This is a genomic window from Dyadobacter sp. 3J3 (assembly GCF_009801115.1).
Classification (GTDB): domain Bacteria; phylum Bacteroidota; class Bacteroidia; order Cytophagales; family Spirosomataceae; genus Dyadobacter.
The window spans coordinates 109,830-125,986 of record NZ_VTOL01000005.1 but is presented as its reverse complement, the minus strand read 5'-3'; the positions used below and the strand labels follow the sequence as shown (position 1 = coordinate 125,986).

Below are 16,157 nucleotides of genomic sequence, written 5' to 3'. Positions count from 1 at the left end.
GGCTAATAGCGTTACCGTTAATTTTTTCTTTCACGTTTACCTGATACTTTTTCATCGTTAGCGTTAGGTCGGTCATCTACTCTTGCAAGAATATTTTTTGGATTAAAACCAACATCTTCCCAATCCACCGGTTCAGCTTCACGAACATTTTTCAGCTGGCGGAAAACTCTGGCCAAACGGGATGGTTTCTTATCTTTAAATTCGTTTTTAGGTTCTTCAATTTCGACTACAATAGTCCTGTCAGCTTTTTTGTCTTCCACACGTGCTAGATCGACAGGTTTGGCATTAACCTTTTCAGCAGAAATTGTCTGTTGTAAATCGACTTTGTTTGTATTGACCTCTTCCGGTTTAGCAGATGGAATTATCGCAACTTGAATGATATCCTCTTTAATATTTTTTTCCATTAACGCATTTGTTTCCCGGTAAGAATCCTGCTTCGCTACGTCACGAATTTTCTTATCCTTCGGCGATTCTGAATTTTGTGCGATTTCAACAGAAGAAGGATTTGATAATACCTCTGGTTTCACCTCTGTTGGAGCAGTATTTTCATATAAATGAGGAGTTTTCGACAATATGGTTTTAGGAATATTTCTCTCCACTTTCGCCATTTCAGTCTGATTCGTCAACTTACCCGAAGTATCCGTTTGATTTTGCCAAACAACATATCCGGAAATCAAGGCAAGGCTCACACTCGCGGCTGCATACCAAACCCAGGCCGCAATACGGCGCGATTTATTTTTTTGTCCTTGCTGTATCCGTTCCCACGCTAGCTCCGAAGGCTTTTTTTCGATCGAAGCAAGTCTCTTTTTAAAGAGATCATCAACTGGATGTTTTTTCATAATTTAGTTTTTTTTTAGAATCATTTTCCCATGCTCCAACCATCTTCTGCAACATTGCTCGCGCTCTGTGAAGCTGGGATTTTGATGTACTTTCTGTTATTCCTAATGCCTCTGCTATTTCAATGTGCGCATAACCCTCAATAGCATATAAATTGAAAACCGTCCGATAACCAACCGGCAACTGCTCGATAAGATCCAGTAATTCCTGTGTATCAAGATACTGATCTGCATAATTGTAATCAGGAATATTGGCAGCTTCATCTGACAAAATATCCTCCGGCATTTTTCTTTTCTTTCTCAGTAAACCCAACGCTTCATTCACCATAATCCTCCTCATCCACCCCTCAAAACTTCCTTCGCTGTTGAATTGGTCAATTTTACCAAACACTTTTAGAAATCCCTCAACCATCACATCCTCAGCAGTCATTTCATCACCTACATACCGGAAGCATACGCCCAACATGCGCGGACCATATTTTTCGTACACCTGTCTCTGCGCCTTGGCATCCCCATGCCTCAGGGCTTTAACGAGCTGTGCCTCCTGATTGAAAAATGATAAAATTCGACCCATTCTTAATATTGTTTCAATGGTAAGATGTCAAAAGATATAGCTGAGGTTGCATCGCTTTGAAAGGTTTCTACAAATATTTGCCAGATTTTCTGTTTTCAGTATGTCAATTCAATTACTGACAATTATATTTGACTAATAACCAAGTAGTTAAATATTTAAAGTTTCTGGTGTTTATTCCAAAAAATAATATTTTTTCATTTCAAGAAGAATATTTAAACCGTTCATTTAGCTTTATGGCATTATAGTACCAATCTGATTAACCAAAATGTTTGACTCTTCAGCTCCCATAGGAATATTTGACAGCGGTATTGGCGGTATGACTGTTGCCAGCGCAGTGACGCGACTTTTGCCGAATGAAAATACTATTTATTTCGGAGATACCGCTCATTTGCCTTATGGGGACAAATCCACAGCATCCATTCAGGCCTATTCAATTAAAATCTGCAATATGCTTTTGCAGCAGAATTGTAAATTGATTCTCATTGCATGTAACTCTGCCTCTGCCGCAGCTTTTGAACTTGTAAGGGAATATGTTGGAAGCAAAGCGAAAGTACTCAACGTAATTGATCCTGTTGTTGACTATATCAAAGAACATTACGATGGGAAAACGATTGGACTTATTGGTACCAAACAAACCGTTTTGTCCAATGTTTATAAAAAGAAAGTAGATGCCCTGGATAAAAACATACATCTAAAATCATTGGCAACGCCGTTATTAGCACCGATGATCGAAGAAGGATTTTTCGACAATAACATCAGTGAAAGTATTATCGACAGCTACCTTTCAGATCCTACTTTGGAAGGTATTGAAGCCTTAATTCTAGGTTGTACGCATTATCCTCTGATCAAAAACCAGATTTGTAAATACTATGAAAATGATGTCGAGATTCTGGATACATCTGAAATTGTTGCACATTCCCTCAGAGCGTGGCTGGAACAACATTATCTTGTAAATGAAAAAGGCACAGGAAAGCGCCAATTTTATGTTTCCGATTATACCCTTTCCTTCGAACAGTCGACCAATATATTCTTCGGACAAAAAATCCAGCTGGAACATTATCCACTTTGGGAATAATTATTTCAGAAACTCAGGTGACTCCGATGGAGTCCTCGTTAATGTTCAGAAGTCCATTTCTATAAACAGGATGCTCCGATGGACAAGAATTATCGCTTGAAGACAATTGATATGTTAAATTAAACGTCTGTCTATTGTACTTCAATGGCCGCCACAACGTCTTCCTGTTAATTCCATTTCTATAAACAGGATGCTCCGATGGAGCAGGGTTTATTGCTTTGAAACAATGGGTAGAATTAAATTGATTTATGCCTATTGTGTTTATATGCCCGCCACAGCGTGGCTTCCTGTTTATAGCAAGAAACTATGCTTACCAAATCCTGGCTGCATCGGAGCCTCCCGAGATTTGGCAAACCATCTCTTTTGAAAAGTCTCAGCTTTATTATTTGGTGGATTCAACCCGAACATTATCCACTTTGGGAGTAATCATTTCAGAAACTCAGGAGACTCCGATGGAGTCCTCGTTAATGTTTAGAAGTCCATTTCTATAAACAGGATGCTCCGATGGACAAGAATTATCGCTTGAAGACAATTGATATGTTAAATTAAACGTCTGTCTATTGTACTTCAATGGCCGCCACAACGTCTCCCTGTTAATTCCATTTCTATAAACAGGATGCTCCGATGGAGCAGGGTTTATTGCTTTGAAACAATAGGCAGAATTAAATTGATTTATGCCTATTGTGTTTCTATGCCCGCCACAGCGTGGCATCCTGTTTATAGCAAGAAACTATGCTTACCAAATCCTGGCTCCATAGGAGCCTCCCGATTTATTACTAAAACATGTTATTTCAAAAATTTTCAATATAGAAACCGAACAGGTCCTAATAAACCAGATGGCATTGGCTGCCATCCCGCTGCATCGAATTTTTTATAAGTGATATCAACAATATTAATATCATAAAACTTCTTCCAGTCCGGCGCTTTTTTATCTCGCAATCGCATATAATTTGCTGAAAGATTGGTAACTTCTATTTCAAGCTTATTCCCTTTTTCTCTTAAATACTCAGGAATAATTTTCAACTGAAAAGGAATTGACCAAGCAATCCCAATATCTTTCCCATTCAGTTTCACAGCAGCGACTTCCCTGACATCTCCCAAATCAAGCGTTATCATTTTTGAAGCGATAATATCAGCTGTTAAATCAAAAGAAACCGTGTAACGAGCGGTTCCTGAAAAATAACGCGCAGTATCCGAAAGCGTAACCCATGAAGCGGGTTTAAGAAGTTTTCCCGAAGCCGGAATCGATGGCCGGCCTTTTAAAAAGTCAATTTTCCAACTTCCTGTTACCTGATGTTGTTTTGTTGAAATAAAAACAGGAACCGCTTCAATACTATTTGTCGCTTCTCTTAAAAAACAGGATTGCCCCGGCTTCAACGATAGAAAAATTTCGTTAACGCTATTTTCGTTACGATAAGGCACATTAACAGACACATCCGTTACCGGATTATACTGCTCGACAATACCCGTTATTTTTCCTAGACTAATCCACCCTTCCTGAAATGTATTTCCAACGTTAGCGATGAAATATAAGGGTTTACCGCCTTGTGATTTTCTAATAAAAGTTAAACCAAGCTTCGCAAACTTTTCCTGAATAACACCTTGTTTGGCCAAAGCGGATTCCCAATCTTTATCTACCAGCACGTTTTGCTTTTGATTTGTTAGTTCTTCTAGTTTGCTATCAAAAGATTTTTGTCTTGATTCATTAATATTATAGCCCGTTACTTTGGCTGGTACATGGTCATCAAATACAATTTTAGCGCCATCCTTTGCCAGTTTTAAAAGCTGGGAAAGTGTTTCATCCGGCATGTAAGTGGATGGAGGAATGAGAATCGTTTTATAAACAGACGAGCCCGAGGTAAGATTTCCATCTTTATCAACGGTTAAACGCATCAATTGCCTGTCTGAAACATAATCAAAAGTGTAACCTTCCTGCCAAAGTTTTGTAGTCAGCTGGCCAAAGGGTAATTGTAAAAGCCAACGATCAACATGGTGAACTTCCAATAAATGTACACCGCCCGCAGATTTGGCCGGAGTCGACCACAAATCATGGATGGGAAAATAAACCAGGATATCATTGTCCGGTTTGCTTTCCTGCAACAAAGTCTGACAGCGCTCTACGTATTGATTTAATAAATAAAAGTGCTCAGCAAAATGTGAGGAAGGCCCAAAGTTGGTAGAAGCATAAAATAACCATCCCGGATAAGATTCCGCAGTAGGTGAATAAGTTGTTCCATGATAAAAAATATGATTTATTCCGGCCGTGAACAGTTCATCAATCTGTGGTTTTACCTGCGATAGCGATACTTTGAAATGGTTAGCAAGCCAGGTGCCTGTTTCAGAACTTACAAGTTTTTTACCTGAAAAATCTGCGGCGGACGACGCAAATTTCATCGCCAGCGGATTTGGAGTACCAAATTGCGCGACTGAATAATCCGGATCAATCCTCAATCCGGGAATTGGAAATCGACTTGTACCAAAAGATTCAGTTTCCGGAATATCCGCTTCGTCATAGAGGTCGAGCAAATTGCCAGGGGAACCATGGGCCTGATATCTTGTAAGAAATCCTTTTTCTTTGCTCCATTGTGTCCAGACATGCGCATAACGCTCACGTAATAATTCAGCTAAAGTCTGATGATAATCTATTTTTACTAAAACAGATTCCGGTTTCCCCGAACTATCCGTTAAAAGCTCCGGAGTATCCTGAAGCGCATAACCTCTGCGGGATTTAAATTCCTTCAAAAAATCGTCTGTCCAATTAGCGCCATAAGCTTCATAAGAATCCATGTACATAGACCGCGGTTTTTCTTTGGCATGCGCAAAGGCAGCTTCAAATCTCAGAAGATAATTTGACATAGCTGTTGGATGGAATGGATCAAAAACTAATCCCTCACCGCCGGGAGCTGGTCGTTTTACTTCTTGCTTGGTTGGTACCACCACCCATTTATTATCCTTGAAACTTATGGTTTTGGCACCCATTTGTTTACTGACATTAGGACCGCCAAATGGCCAACCCGTTCCAGTGGTCATATCAACGCCAAGTCCAAGTCGTTTACCTTCGGAAACGGTATGTTGCATTACATCCAGCCAGTGATCTGTTAAAAAAGGAATAAATTCAGATTCATATCCTTTTACTCCATAGATAGGAATAATGTGAACTCCACCCAAACCAGATTTGGCAAATTGTTCAAGTTGGGCACTAATATCTTCCCTGGTAACCGCACTTCCCATCCACCACCAATAATTCCAGGGCTTGGCCGTAGAGATGCTTTGGGCATTACCTGCCAGGCTAAAAAAAAGTAAACCCCCTAAAATAAATAACCGCATAAAAGTCTGTTTACCTGTAAAGACTATAACCTTGATTTCTACACCTACCGCTACGCAGGTTTTTCAGAAAAAATTATTTTAAACCAAAACTGCGGTACGATACTTCATAAAAAAAGGCGAAATCAGTAACGATTCCGCCTTTCCTAAATTTAATATCTTTTATTGATGATTTAGCGCCTGACTCACTCTTGAATTGATAAACTGACGTTCCTGCTGAGCCTTTTTGCTGTTTCGGTACCACATATATCCAATCACTGCAACCAGTAAATAAGGCATCATGAACAAATACATAATACCGGTATTTAACCCTACACCAACATTATTCCTGCCGTTTCCCATAGAGCTTTCAACGGTTCCTCTGCACATTGCACATTGTGCCATTGAAGAAGGAATTGTAAGAATAAGAAAAGCTACAAAACATCCAAAAATCACGAGAAACTTTTTCATGTGTAATAAGGACTGATAAGTAAATAAACAATGACACCGCTCACACTCACATATAACCAAATGGGAAATGCCCATTTTACGGCTTTACGATGTTCTGCGAGCTGATTACTATAACCAAAATATACGGCTCTTAACACAAACCAAACGACCACAACGGACAATACGATATGTGAAATCAAGAGGAAATAATAAATCGGTCTGATAAATCCTGAACCCCCAAACGGTGTTGACTCGTTTGAAATGTGATAGAGAATATAACAAACCAGAAAAATTGCGCCCAGAATAAATGCCAACGTCATAACTAAACGATGCGCACTACGGTTATTGACTTTAATAAAGTAGAACCCTAACAGCAAAAGAATAGCCGTTGCTGTGTTCAACATGCCAATGACATGAGGCAAAATCTTTGTCCAGGAACCCAAATCAATCTTTTGACGAATACCGATCAAAACGGCTACCGCAACCGGGATGGCAATAGCCAGGATATTGATTATCTTCCTGTATTTCTTATTTTCTTCAAGCAAAACAGTTGCCATAACTATTTATAATTTTCCTTTTTCTCGTAATCCAAAATCTTAATCTCGGCCATCAACCTGTTGGTTTCCTCCGAATCTGACGCATTATAATACCCTCTAATATATCCTTCAGCGTCTATAAGTACTAACTTCGTTTCAAGAGAATTAGTTTTAGAACCTGGTATTTCAGTTAATAATCTCAACTCAGAATCCCAGACCTTTTTCAATTCATCGTCTGATCCAGTCAACACTTTCCATCCTTTTGTATTGATTTCTTCCGGATAAGTATCCTTTTTACCGGCCCATTTATCCGACAGCGTTACCACATTCAAATAGGGAATTGTTTCTTTCAGAGCAAAAACACGTTCAACTTGTGCGAGGACGATTTCACATGTGTTCAGACAATTCTCAGGTAAATATCCCACTACGGTTACTTTCCCGTTTCCAAACTCCTCGGATACCAATTGTCCACTTGTGTTCTTCAAATGAATCACCGGCACTTTGTAAAACAATGTATCACCATTATTCACCTCCACTTTTCCGGAAGAATCTGTAACCGGGAAGTAGTGCTGAAGATCGTAATGATTCGTTGCAAAGAACTTTAAAAAAGTAAAGACCAAAGCCGGAATTACTAATGTGACTATCAGTAACCCGGCTTTACGGAAGTTTATCATAATGTTTTATCTAATTGAACACTGCTTCAAAAATAGCATGTCCTTCAAGAAGCAGTGCCAGTATCAACCAGGCAATAAAAATGATAGGAACAAGTATTGTCCAAATCAACGTTTTTGCTTCATGTTTAAGGTGCATAAATTCACCTACAATATAAAATGCCTTGACAATTGTCATTACAATGAAAACTGACACTTTCAGCACTCCGTGAGGAACTGTAAAGGCAATAATAAATTCAAGAGATGTTAGGACAAGAAGAATCCAGAATGTTTTCCAGATTGCTTTACGCTGTTCTGCACCTGCGTGAGGATCCTGCTCGTGTATATGATGTACTTCTGACATATGATTTAAAATTAAATAAGCTCCTGTTGATTAAACCAGATAAAAGAACGTAAATACAAATACCCAAACAAGGTCTACAAAGTGCCAGTAAAGACCAACTTTCTCAACCATTTCATAACTTCCGCGTTTGTCATAGAAACCTGTGGCAGAACGGAAGAAAATAAGAATATTCAAAATAACTCCACTAAATACGTGCGTTCCGTGAAACCCGGTGATGAAGAAGAAGAAATCGGCAAATGCAGGAGGACCATACTGGTTCTGCGTAAGATTTGCTCCATATATTACTTTCTCGACATAAGAACCGTTTTCAAAAATCTTCATCATTGAACCAGCCTCTGTTCCATGTATAAAGTGACTCCACTCCCAAGCCTGGCAACCAAGGAAAGTAAATCCTCCCAGAATTGTCCAAAGCATATATTTTTCAACATTTGCACGGTCCATACGATGTCCGGCTTCTACTGCAAGTACCATGGTAACACTACTTGCAATAAGAATAAATGTCATAATCCCTACAAAAACCAATGGCAAAGAAATACCGTGCAAGAAAGGTACGGATTCATATACCTTTTCAGGTATCGGCCAGTACAGATCAGAGAAAGTAAAATCCGCTGCCTTTCCTGCGAAAGAAGGAAAACTGAAACGCGCCGTTCCATAAGCCACCAGCAAGGCGGAGAAAGTAAAAGTATCTGAGATGAGGAAAAACCACATCATCAATTTCCCGTAACTCGCTTTCATAGGCTCGATCCCGCCCATCCACATTTTGGGTTGTACCGTGCCAGGTGTTGTTACATGTGCAGCCATTGGTGAAAAATTATCAATTAAAAGTCAATAAAAAAACAAAAAGGTATAACCATAGTAAATCCAGAAAATGCCAATATGTAGCACAAATCTGTATTTGTCTCAAACTCTTAGAATGCACTTTGAAACGAAATACTGCTCTCCATGCAAAAAGCAGTACAATAAGCCCGCTAATAACGTGAAATCCGTGTAATCCTGTAAATACATAAAAAAACGAACCAGAAGGGTTTCCTACGAAATAAACGTTCGCAGCAACCAGATCTTTCCATCCTTCAAACTGCATATACAAGAATGCTATTCCAAGTGCAAAAGTAACAGAAATTGCTATTTTCAAAGTCTTGAAATCATCTTTTTTTGCTGCAAAATAAGCCCACTGCATAGCGAGACTACTTACGACCAAAACAGCTGAACTGTACCAAAATATCTTAGGCATCTCAAATTCCAACCAATTACCTTCTGCTCTACGAACGAGGTAAGCGCTGGTCTGTGATGCAAAGAGCATGATAATACTTACCAAAAACAACCAAAGAATGAACTTCATTGGATCCATGGCCAGCGTCTCCTGAGGCTCTTTATCTACTTTTAACTGCTGAATATTTTCCATTTCCCTTTAATACGATATCACAATTTATCCAACAAAAACGCAATCTGAACAATAGGCAAATATACAAAGGAACCGAACATCAATTGACGCGCTGTCTTATCAGAACACTTTCTCATTAAATGAAAGGTCTGGGCAAGGAACAAAACACCGAAGACTGTTGCTACAAAAGCTGAATTGATTCCAGTCATACCCAACTGATAAGGCAACCAACCTATTGGAAGCAAAAATAACGTGTAAATCATAATTTGCATCGTTGTATCTGCATCTTTCAAACCGTTTGCTGGTAATAACTTAAAACCTGCACGTTTGTAATCGTCATCCAAAACCCAGGCAATAGCCCAAAAATGCGGGAACTGCCAGAAAAACTGGATCGCAAATAAAATCCCGGGTTCAAGGCCAAAATGATTTGTAGCCGCTACCCAGCCAATCATTGGAGGAAATGCTCCCGGAAAAGCTCCTACAAAAACGGCAATCGGACCGACCCGTTTCAAAGGAGTGTAAACAAAACCATATAATACTAACGATAAAAGCGCTAGTAATCCACTTATCAAATTGAAATAAACAACGAAAATAAAAAGTGAAGAAACACCAAGAAAAACAGCCCAAATAATAGCCTGTTCAACAGTAACCCTGCCACTTGGTAATGGACGATTTTCTGTCCTTTTCATCATTTTATCCAGATCTATTTCAAGAATCTGGTTAATGATATTCGCCGCACCAGTAATTCCAATAGAAGCAATACAGAAAAGAACGATTTTAACCCAGCTTACACTGCTGGCTCCCAAACTGTAACCCATCGCACCTGAAAAAGCGATCAAAAATGCCAGTCTGAATTTCAACAATTCAAACAAAGCTTTCACTTTATCTCCTACTTTCAAATTTAAACTTTCTTGTGCTGATGTCATTATGCTGCTCAATTTCCAACTACACTAAATCATTACTCAATTTAACAATATCTCTGCTCCAAGCCAACTGGTCTGCATTCATCAATAACCACATCATGAACTGCAATCCTATCATGATAATCGCTAACGTTAAATGGACAGGTTGTGCAAATGGCGGAACTCCTAAGTAAGCCATTACTATTCCTGTTACTATTTCAAGTCCCAGGATAGCCAAACAACCTTTTCCCAATTGCTTGATTCTGGATTCCCCTGCAATCGAATGATTGATTTTGTTTATCCAGAACACATTAGAAATAAGTACCAGTATGGAGAAAGAACGATGAATATAAAAAGGTACCCCTAACGCTCCGATCCAGCCTGCCCTTTCCGAATATCCTAATGTGCGAATCACTTCATCCATTGTCTCACGAACCTGTGTTCCTAATAAAATCTGGATTAGAGACAGTACGAGAACCAAGATGGTTACTTTATCAATCAGCCCTTTATTTGCAATATTCTTTCCATCTTTTTCTGCCGAATAGGAAGACCTTATAAACAGATAGATTAAAATGAAAACAATAACAATGGCCAAAAGCATATGAACCGTGATCATTACCGGATGCAGTTCAGAGGAAACAACTTTTGATCCCAACCATCCCTGAAACCCTACCAGAATAAAAGCTAAAAAGCTATATCCAAAAAAGCTCTTTCTGTTTGATTTCAAATAAGGCGTTGAAGCAAGCAGTGTTATGAAAATCATAATCCCTGTAAAAGCTCCTATAAGGCGATTAACATATTCAATCCAGGTCTTTACCGGATTAAATATCACTTCGCCTTTTAACTTAGCGCCAAAAACCTCCTTATAATTTAATGGTAGCTGTGAGGCCTCCGTTGGAGGAATCCAGCTACCAAAACATTTAGGCCAATCAGGACATCCCATACCAGCGCCGGTACTTCTCACTACCCCACCTACCATGATAAGGAAGTAGAGCACAATAACTGTATTCAGTGTTAACCGCCGAAAACGACGGTTAACACGTAAATCAATGAGCTTGGTTGAACTGGTCATTAAAATTCTGAGCCGCTATCTCTTTCTCGGTGGCAATTAATTCATTCTCATGAGGGAAATTAGATTCCAACGTTTGAGAATAAGGAATATTTTGAGGTATAAAATCCTCAGCTGCACCTGGTTTGCTATAATCATATGACCAACGGTAAACTGCCGGTATTTCACCTTCCCAGTTACCATGACCAGGTACAATTGGTGTAGTCCATTCAAGTGTATTAGATCTCCATGGATTTTGAGGAGCTCTTTTACCTTTGAAAATACTATAGAAGAAGTTGAACAAGAACAAAAACTGTGCAAGGAATGACAAAATCGCAGCCACAGTAATGAACATATTCATATCCATAAACTTGTGTGTGAAATCATAACTTGTAAATTGATAATAACGACGAGGGAAACCTGCAATACCTACATAGTGCATAGGAATAAAAATCAGGTAAATTCCGATGAACGTAAACCAGAAGTGAATCTGACCTAACGTTCTGTTCATCATTTTACCAAACATTTTAGGGAACCAGTGATAAACTCCCGCAAATAAACCGAAGGCAGAAGCCGCACCCATTACAAGGTGAAAGTGGGCTACTACGAAATAAGTATCGTGAAGCTGAATATCAAGTGCACTGTTTCCAAGAATAATACCAGTCAAACCACCCGATACGAATAATGAAACCATACCAATCGCGAACAACATACCAGGAGTAAATACGATATTACCTTTCCATAAAGTAGTAATGTAATTAAATCCTTTTACGGCCGAAGGAACTGCGATGATCAGAGTAAGGAACATAAATACAGATCCAAGGAATGGATTCATACCTGTTACAAACATATGGTGAGCCCAAACGATAAAGGCAAGGAATGCGATACCTAACATCGAGGCAATCATTGCACGATATCCAAAGATTGGTTTACGTGAATTTGTAGCGATAACCTCAGATGTAATCCCAAGTCCCGGAAGAAGTACAATATATACCTCAGGGTGACCAAGAAACCAGAACAAATGCTGGAAAAGGATAGGGCTGCCACCAACGTTTGGAAGCGCTTCACCATTGATATAGATTTCAGAAAGATAGAAACTCGTTCCGAAGTGACGGTCAAAAATCAATAATAGTACAGATGAGAATAATACCGGGAAAGATATAAGTCCCAAAATCGCTGTAATAAGGAAAGACCAGATCGTTAACGGAAGACGGTCAAATGACATACCACGGGTACGTAAGTTAATAACGGTCGTGATGTAGTTGATACCTCCCAATAATTGTGATACAATAAAAAATGCCATACTGACCAACCAAAGCGTCATACCCATTCCTGAGCCTTGATGCGCTTGTGGCAATGCACTTAGAGGAGGATAAATTACCCATCCACCAGCGGCAGGACCTGTTTGCAAGAATAATGAAGCAAACATGATAACACTGGCAAGGAAGAAGAACCAGTATGATAACATGTTCATAAATCCGGATGCCATATCCCTTGCACCAATTTGCAGAGGAATCAAGAAATTACTGAAAGTACCACTCAACCCCGCTGTAAGTACAAAGAATACCATGATGGTACCGTGCATTGTAACCAAAGCAAGATAGAAATTAGGATCCAGTTTACCTGTTTCGCTAATCCAGTTACCAAATAATGGTCTAAGCCATGACAAATTAGAATCCGGCATCCCAAGCTGAATACGGAAAATTACGGACATAGAAATACCTATTACCGCCCAAAGAATCCCTGTAATCAGGTATTGCTTTGCTATAACTTTGTGATCCTCAGAAAATACGTATTTCTGCCAAAAGCTTTGTGCCTCGTGATGGTGCGCATGTTCCTCGTGGTGTACAGCGACTTCCATTCCTTCAATAGCTGACATATGACTGTTTTGTATTTAAATTAATAAAATTAGCGAAGTGCTGCACTTGTTCCAATTCCACCACCAACCGAAGCTGTTTTGACAGTATCTGCTGGCGTTGTAGTTTCAGCCGGCAAACCTTTCATTGCCTTAGCTTTCAAGTTATCAGGTACTTTCGCAAGATATTCCGGGTAAGTCTGAAGAAACGTAGTTTGTTCAGCACACCATTTTTTATAAGAAGCTTCGTCTTCAACAACCAGGTTTATTTTCATAGAAAAATGGCCTTGTCCACAAACCTCAGTACACGCTATCTCATACTTAAAATTAGGATCGTTCAAATCAGCGCGCATCTGAGCGGTAGTTTTGTCCGGCACAAACCAGAATTTTGTTGGCATACCAGGAACCGCATCCATTTTCACACGCATGTGAGGAATAAACACACTGTGCAAAACGTCACGTGCACGAATTTTTAAAAGAACGGGTCTGTTTACCGGAATGTGCATTTCCGTAGGATTCAAAAAGTCATCAAATGAATTTTCATCAGACAAATCAATACCTACTTCATTCTGTGCATCGATTAACTTGTAATTGTAGTTACCAAGTTTGTTATCATTAACACCACCATAACGAACAATCCAGTTGAACTGTTTCCCGGTAATCTCAATGACCTCTGCATCCGCAGGAGCGTCCGAGGTAATATCTGACCATGCTTTCCATCCCGTAAAAACCAACATAGCCATTACTATTGCAGGAATGATCGTCCAGATTAATTCTAACTTGTGGTTGTCAGGATAAAAAGACGCTTTGTTTCCTTTTTTATACTGGTATTTCCATGCGAAAAAGAAAATCAAAAAGTTAACAAAGGCAAAAGGGATTGTAAGAATTCCCATTGAGAACCAGAACAGATCATCCGTTCTTCTTCCATGCACAGATGACGCAATCGGTAAAAAGTGCTCTCTTGCATGCATATAAGACCAGGTAATCCCCACAACTGCGGCAACTAGAATGACGATAAACATCGCTCCATTCCAGCTATTACCTTCAGGTACGGCATCAGCAGATTCTGGCTTTTTAACACTTGAGAGAACGCCTTGCAGCCTGGAAATCACAACACCGGTGAGAACCACAAAAACTAAGACAACTATTGCAATGATAAAATACATGATAATAACAGGTTAAGCAAATTAGGCGATATCGTGATGCAATGACTCTTCCAACATTGGATGGTGCTTTGGAATCAAATTTGCCTTTTCCAACTGAGTCGCCATTGACCAAACAAATCCACAAATGAAGACTAAGAAAAATCCCCATTCCAGCGGTCCAAATCCCGCCGTATCCCCGGCGCTACCAGGCATAATGTTCGTGTAAAAATCCATATAATGACCGATGATTACACCCCAGCATGCCACTTTAAGAATTGAATGCGTAAACTTAGAATCTCTTGTCATCAAAACAAGAAAGGGTAAGAAAAAGTTAAGACACAATGTTATAAAAAAAGGAGCTTTGAAAATACTTCCATGTCCTCTGAATCTTTCGATGAAATAAATAATCTCTTCCGGCTGGTTTGCATAGTAAATCAATAAAAACTGACAGAACCAAACATATGCCCAGAAAATACTCCAAGCGAATACAAATTTACCTAAATCACGAAGATGACTTGAATTAACTGCTTTCAGGTATCCTCTTTCTCTCAACATAACAACAGCAAGTGTTATCACAGCAAGGCCTGCAACATGCCAGCTTGCCAATGTATACCATCCAAACATCGTACTAAACCAGTGTGGGTCAATTGACATAACAAAGTCCCAAGCCGACGTTGAAGATGTTACTCCAAATATTACAAGAAAAGCTGTGCCTAAGCGTATTGATTTATCATATAGTTCTGTACCTCCGATTTGATCCTCCTCTAACGAAAACTGCCGGATCTTACGCCACATGAAATACCATGCCACAAAATAAAATATCATTCTACCTACAAAAAAAGGAGTATTTAAGTACCCATGTTTTCCGGCAAGCACTTCGTCGTACTCAGGACCTCCAACCTCGTAAACCTCGGCATGCGTCCAATGAAATAAATCATGACCTCCAAAGATAAATACCAGCAGCATGATAACACCTGTAATTGGTAAAAATGCCGGCATTGCTTCTGGTACTCTTTTAAATACCGCTGACCACCCCGCCTGAGCAAGATAGTTGTAAGAGATAAAAAACATACCAATTACTGATATACCAGTAAAATATACTGCATTCACCCAAAGGTTCGCCCAAATACGGGTAAGCCAGCTAACATGATGTTCTTCAACAGCATGACCCGCTGCCTCATGACTAGCTGTCGCAGCATGTCCGGTTATAGCATTTACAGCGCCTTGTGCCGCTTCTGCTTCATGATGTCCTCCTGGTTGCGCTGCAAGATAAATACCCACCACTACCAAAGCAGCTCCAATAGCTCCTCCAATAATAAGGTTTCTTTTAGCTCCCGAAGTGAATTCAAACCGTTCTTCAATAGAAGGAATCGAATGTGCTGATGCCATTATTCAAATATTATTTCTCAGTTATCAAAAATAAATTATGCTCCCTTTTGCAGCTTTTGTACATAGTGTACAATTTTCCAGCGCTCCTCAGGATTAATTTGTGAACCGTGAGGCCACATCCGCGCTTTACCGTAAGTAATGACATGGAAAATATGTCCTTCGTTCAGGTTCTTGTAAGCATCACTTGCGTAATTAGGAACTCCTTTATAAACAGCTCCCACTTTTCCGTCACCTGCTCCAGTTGCTCCGTGGCAATGCTGACAATATCTCTCAAACAAAACTTTACCTTCTGCAAGGCTTTTTTCATTAAGAGGTACCGGATTTTTCAATACTCTTTCAGCAATAGAAATACTATCCGCTGGAATATTGTAAACCATAAGATCAACTTTTGCCGAATCTCCGTTACCAAAAGAAGTATTGTAGTTACGACGGGCTACTGTTCCTTCAACAGGCAAACGCATTGTTAAACCCATAGGGTTAATTGGATTTGCCTTTTCCTGTCTGTATGGTTCATATCCAACTGGCAGATACATATTTGGTGCAAATTGCTTACCAGGATTGTTAGGGTCACGCGTACAACTGAATGCAGCGATTACAATAACAGCCAGGGCCAGGGAATATCTATATAAACTTTTCAATTTCATCGATC

At 39.5% G+C, this 16,157-nt stretch carries 16 protein-coding genes; 1 reads left to right on the top strand and 15 read right to left on the bottom strand.

The genetic code is table 11. The annotated features are described in order from the left end of the window. Positions 1–17: 17 nt before the first annotated feature. Together FZF08_RS12450 and FZF08_RS12445 are read right to left on the bottom strand one after the other, a co-directional pair. The gene (locus FZF08_RS12450; protein ID WP_159469225.1) at positions 18–839 is read right to left on the bottom strand and encodes a hypothetical protein; all 822 of its coding nucleotides are present in this window, start codon (positions 837–839) and stop codon (positions 18–20) included. After that, on the bottom strand, positions 820–1,410 hold the full coding sequence (locus tag FZF08_RS12445) for an RNA polymerase sigma factor (RefSeq protein ID WP_159469223.1): 591 nt from the start codon (positions 1,408–1,410) through the stop codon (positions 820–822). Before FZF08_RS12445 ends, FZF08_RS12450 begins: the two co-directional genes overlap by 20 nt. Before the next feature lie 265 nt (positions 1,411–1,675). On the opposite strand from FZF08_RS12445, the gene murI reads away from it, so the two are divergent. Continuing rightward, complete coding sequence (gene murI, locus FZF08_RS12440; RefSeq protein ID WP_159469221.1) at positions 1,676–2,485, top strand: glutamate racemase; 810 nt, start codon at positions 1,676–1,678, stop codon at positions 2,483–2,485. 801 nt (positions 2,486–3,286) lie between these two features. Here murI and FZF08_RS12435 read toward each other — a convergent pair. From FZF08_RS12435 to FZF08_RS12375, 13 genes are all read right to left on the bottom strand, one after another. Then, positions 3,287–5,812: a glycosyl hydrolase gene (locus FZF08_RS12435; protein WP_159469219.1), complete on the bottom strand. Its 2,526-nt coding sequence runs from the start codon at positions 5,810–5,812 to the stop codon at positions 3,287–3,289. Between the two features lie 159 nt (positions 5,813–5,971). After that, the gene (locus FZF08_RS12430) at positions 5,972–6,259 is read right to left on the bottom strand and encodes a hypothetical protein (protein ID WP_159469217.1); all 288 of its coding nucleotides are present in this window, start codon (positions 6,257–6,259) and stop codon (positions 5,972–5,974) included. Next, positions 6,256–6,795 (bottom strand): DUF420 domain-containing protein, encoded by a 540-nt coding sequence (locus tag FZF08_RS12425; RefSeq protein WP_159469215.1) that lies wholly within the window; start codon positions 6,793–6,795, stop codon positions 6,256–6,258. Before FZF08_RS12425 ends, FZF08_RS12430 begins: the two co-directional genes overlap by 4 nt. A gap of 2 nt (positions 6,796–6,797) precedes the next feature. Then, positions 6,798–7,448 (bottom strand): hypothetical protein, encoded by a 651-nt coding sequence (locus FZF08_RS12420; protein ID WP_159469213.1) that lies wholly within the window; start codon positions 7,446–7,448, stop codon positions 6,798–6,800. Positions 7,449–7,458: 10 nt separating this feature from the next. Further along, positions 7,459–7,788: a cytochrome C oxidase subunit IV family protein gene (locus FZF08_RS12415; RefSeq protein ID WP_159469211.1), complete on the bottom strand. Its 330-nt coding sequence runs from the start codon at positions 7,786–7,788 to the stop codon at positions 7,459–7,461. 30 nt (positions 7,789–7,818) lie between these two features. Then, complete coding sequence (locus FZF08_RS12410; protein ID WP_159469209.1) at positions 7,819–8,589, bottom strand: cytochrome c oxidase subunit 3; 771 nt, start codon at positions 8,587–8,589, stop codon at positions 7,819–7,821. Between the two features lie 13 nt (positions 8,590–8,602). Continuing rightward, a complete protein-coding gene (locus FZF08_RS12405) occupies positions 8,603–9,190 on the bottom strand; it encodes a cytochrome c oxidase subunit 3 (protein WP_159469207.1) in 588 nt (195 codons plus the stop codon). A gap of 17 nt (positions 9,191–9,207) precedes the next feature. Continuing rightward, the gene (cyoE, locus tag FZF08_RS12400; protein ID WP_159469205.1) at positions 9,208–10,095 is read right to left on the bottom strand and encodes a heme o synthase; all 888 of its coding nucleotides are present in this window, start codon (positions 10,093–10,095) and stop codon (positions 9,208–9,210) included. Positions 10,096–10,114: 19 nt separating this feature from the next. Beyond that, positions 10,115–11,143, bottom strand: coding sequence for a heme A synthase (locus FZF08_RS12395; RefSeq protein ID WP_159469203.1), 1,029 nt, complete (start codon positions 11,141–11,143; stop codon positions 10,115–10,117). After that, complete coding sequence (locus FZF08_RS12390; RefSeq protein ID WP_159469201.1) at positions 11,118–12,998, bottom strand: cbb3-type cytochrome c oxidase subunit I; 1,881 nt, start codon at positions 12,996–12,998, stop codon at positions 11,118–11,120. The genes FZF08_RS12395 and FZF08_RS12390 overlap by 26 nt, the downstream gene beginning before the upstream one ends. A gap of 29 nt (positions 12,999–13,027) precedes the next feature. After that, positions 13,028–14,140: a cytochrome c oxidase subunit II gene (locus FZF08_RS12385; RefSeq protein WP_159469199.1), complete on the bottom strand. Its 1,113-nt coding sequence runs from the start codon at positions 14,138–14,140 to the stop codon at positions 13,028–13,030. A 21-nt stretch (positions 14,141–14,161) separates the two neighbouring features. Then, positions 14,162–15,508: a quinol:cytochrome C oxidoreductase gene (locus tag FZF08_RS12380; RefSeq protein ID WP_159469197.1), complete on the bottom strand. Its 1,347-nt coding sequence runs from the start codon at positions 15,506–15,508 to the stop codon at positions 14,162–14,164. A gap of 35 nt (positions 15,509–15,543) precedes the next feature. Next, entirely contained in the window at positions 15,544–16,152 is a 609-nt protein-coding gene (locus FZF08_RS12375) for a cytochrome c (RefSeq protein WP_159469195.1), read from the bottom strand. Positions 16,153–16,157: the final 5 nt, after the last annotated feature.

Coding starts and splice junctions, on each gene's coding strand:
- FZF08_RS12420 (WP_159469213.1), bottom strand. CDS start 7,448: ATGATAAACTTCCGTAAAGCCGGGTTACTGATAGTCACATTAGTAATT.
- FZF08_RS12390 (WP_159469201.1), bottom strand. CDS start 12,998: ATGTCAGCTATTGAAGGAATGGAAGTCGCTGTACACCACGAGGAACAT.
- FZF08_RS12445 (WP_159469223.1), bottom strand. CDS start 1,410: ATGGGTCGAATTTTATCATTTTTCAATCAGGAGGCACAGCTCGTTAAA.
- FZF08_RS12425 (WP_159469215.1), bottom strand. CDS start 6,795: ATGGCAACTGTTTTGCTTGAAGAAAATAAGAAATACAGGAAGATAATC.
- FZF08_RS12380 (WP_159469197.1), bottom strand. CDS start 15,508: ATGGCATCAGCACATTCGATTCCTTCTATTGAAGAACGGTTTGAATTC.
- FZF08_RS12430 (WP_159469217.1), bottom strand. CDS start 6,259: ATGAAAAAGTTTCTCGTGATTTTTGGATGTTTTGTAGCTTTTCTTATT.
- FZF08_RS12375 (WP_159469195.1), bottom strand. CDS start 16,152: ATGAAATTGAAAAGTTTATATAGATATTCCCTGGCCCTGGCTGTTATT.
- FZF08_RS12410 (WP_159469209.1), bottom strand. CDS start 8,589: ATGGCTGCACATGTAACAACACCTGGCACGGTACAACCCAAAATGTGG.
- FZF08_RS12385 (WP_159469199.1), bottom strand. CDS start 14,140: ATGTATTTTATCATTGCAATAGTTGTCTTAGTTTTTGTGGTTCTCACC.
- FZF08_RS12415 (WP_159469211.1), bottom strand. CDS start 7,788: ATGTCAGAAGTACATCATATACACGAGCAGGATCCTCACGCAGGTGCA.
- FZF08_RS12395 (WP_159469203.1), bottom strand. CDS start 11,143: ATGACCAGTTCAACCAAGCTCATTGATTTACGTGTTAACCGTCGTTTT.
- FZF08_RS12450 (WP_159469225.1), bottom strand. CDS start 839: ATGAAAAAACATCCAGTTGATGATCTCTTTAAAAAGAGACTTGCTTCG.
- FZF08_RS12435 (WP_159469219.1), bottom strand. CDS start 5,812: ATGCGGTTATTTATTTTAGGGGGTTTACTTTTTTTTAGCCTGGCAGGT.
- cyoE (WP_159469205.1), bottom strand. CDS start 10,095: ATGACATCAGCACAAGAAAGTTTAAATTTGAAAGTAGGAGATAAAGTG.
- murI (WP_159469221.1), top strand. CDS start 1,676: ATGTTTGACTCTTCAGCTCCCATAGGAATATTTGACAGCGGTATTGGC.
- FZF08_RS12405 (WP_159469207.1), bottom strand. CDS start 9,190: ATGGAAAATATTCAGCAGTTAAAAGTAGATAAAGAGCCTCAGGAGACG.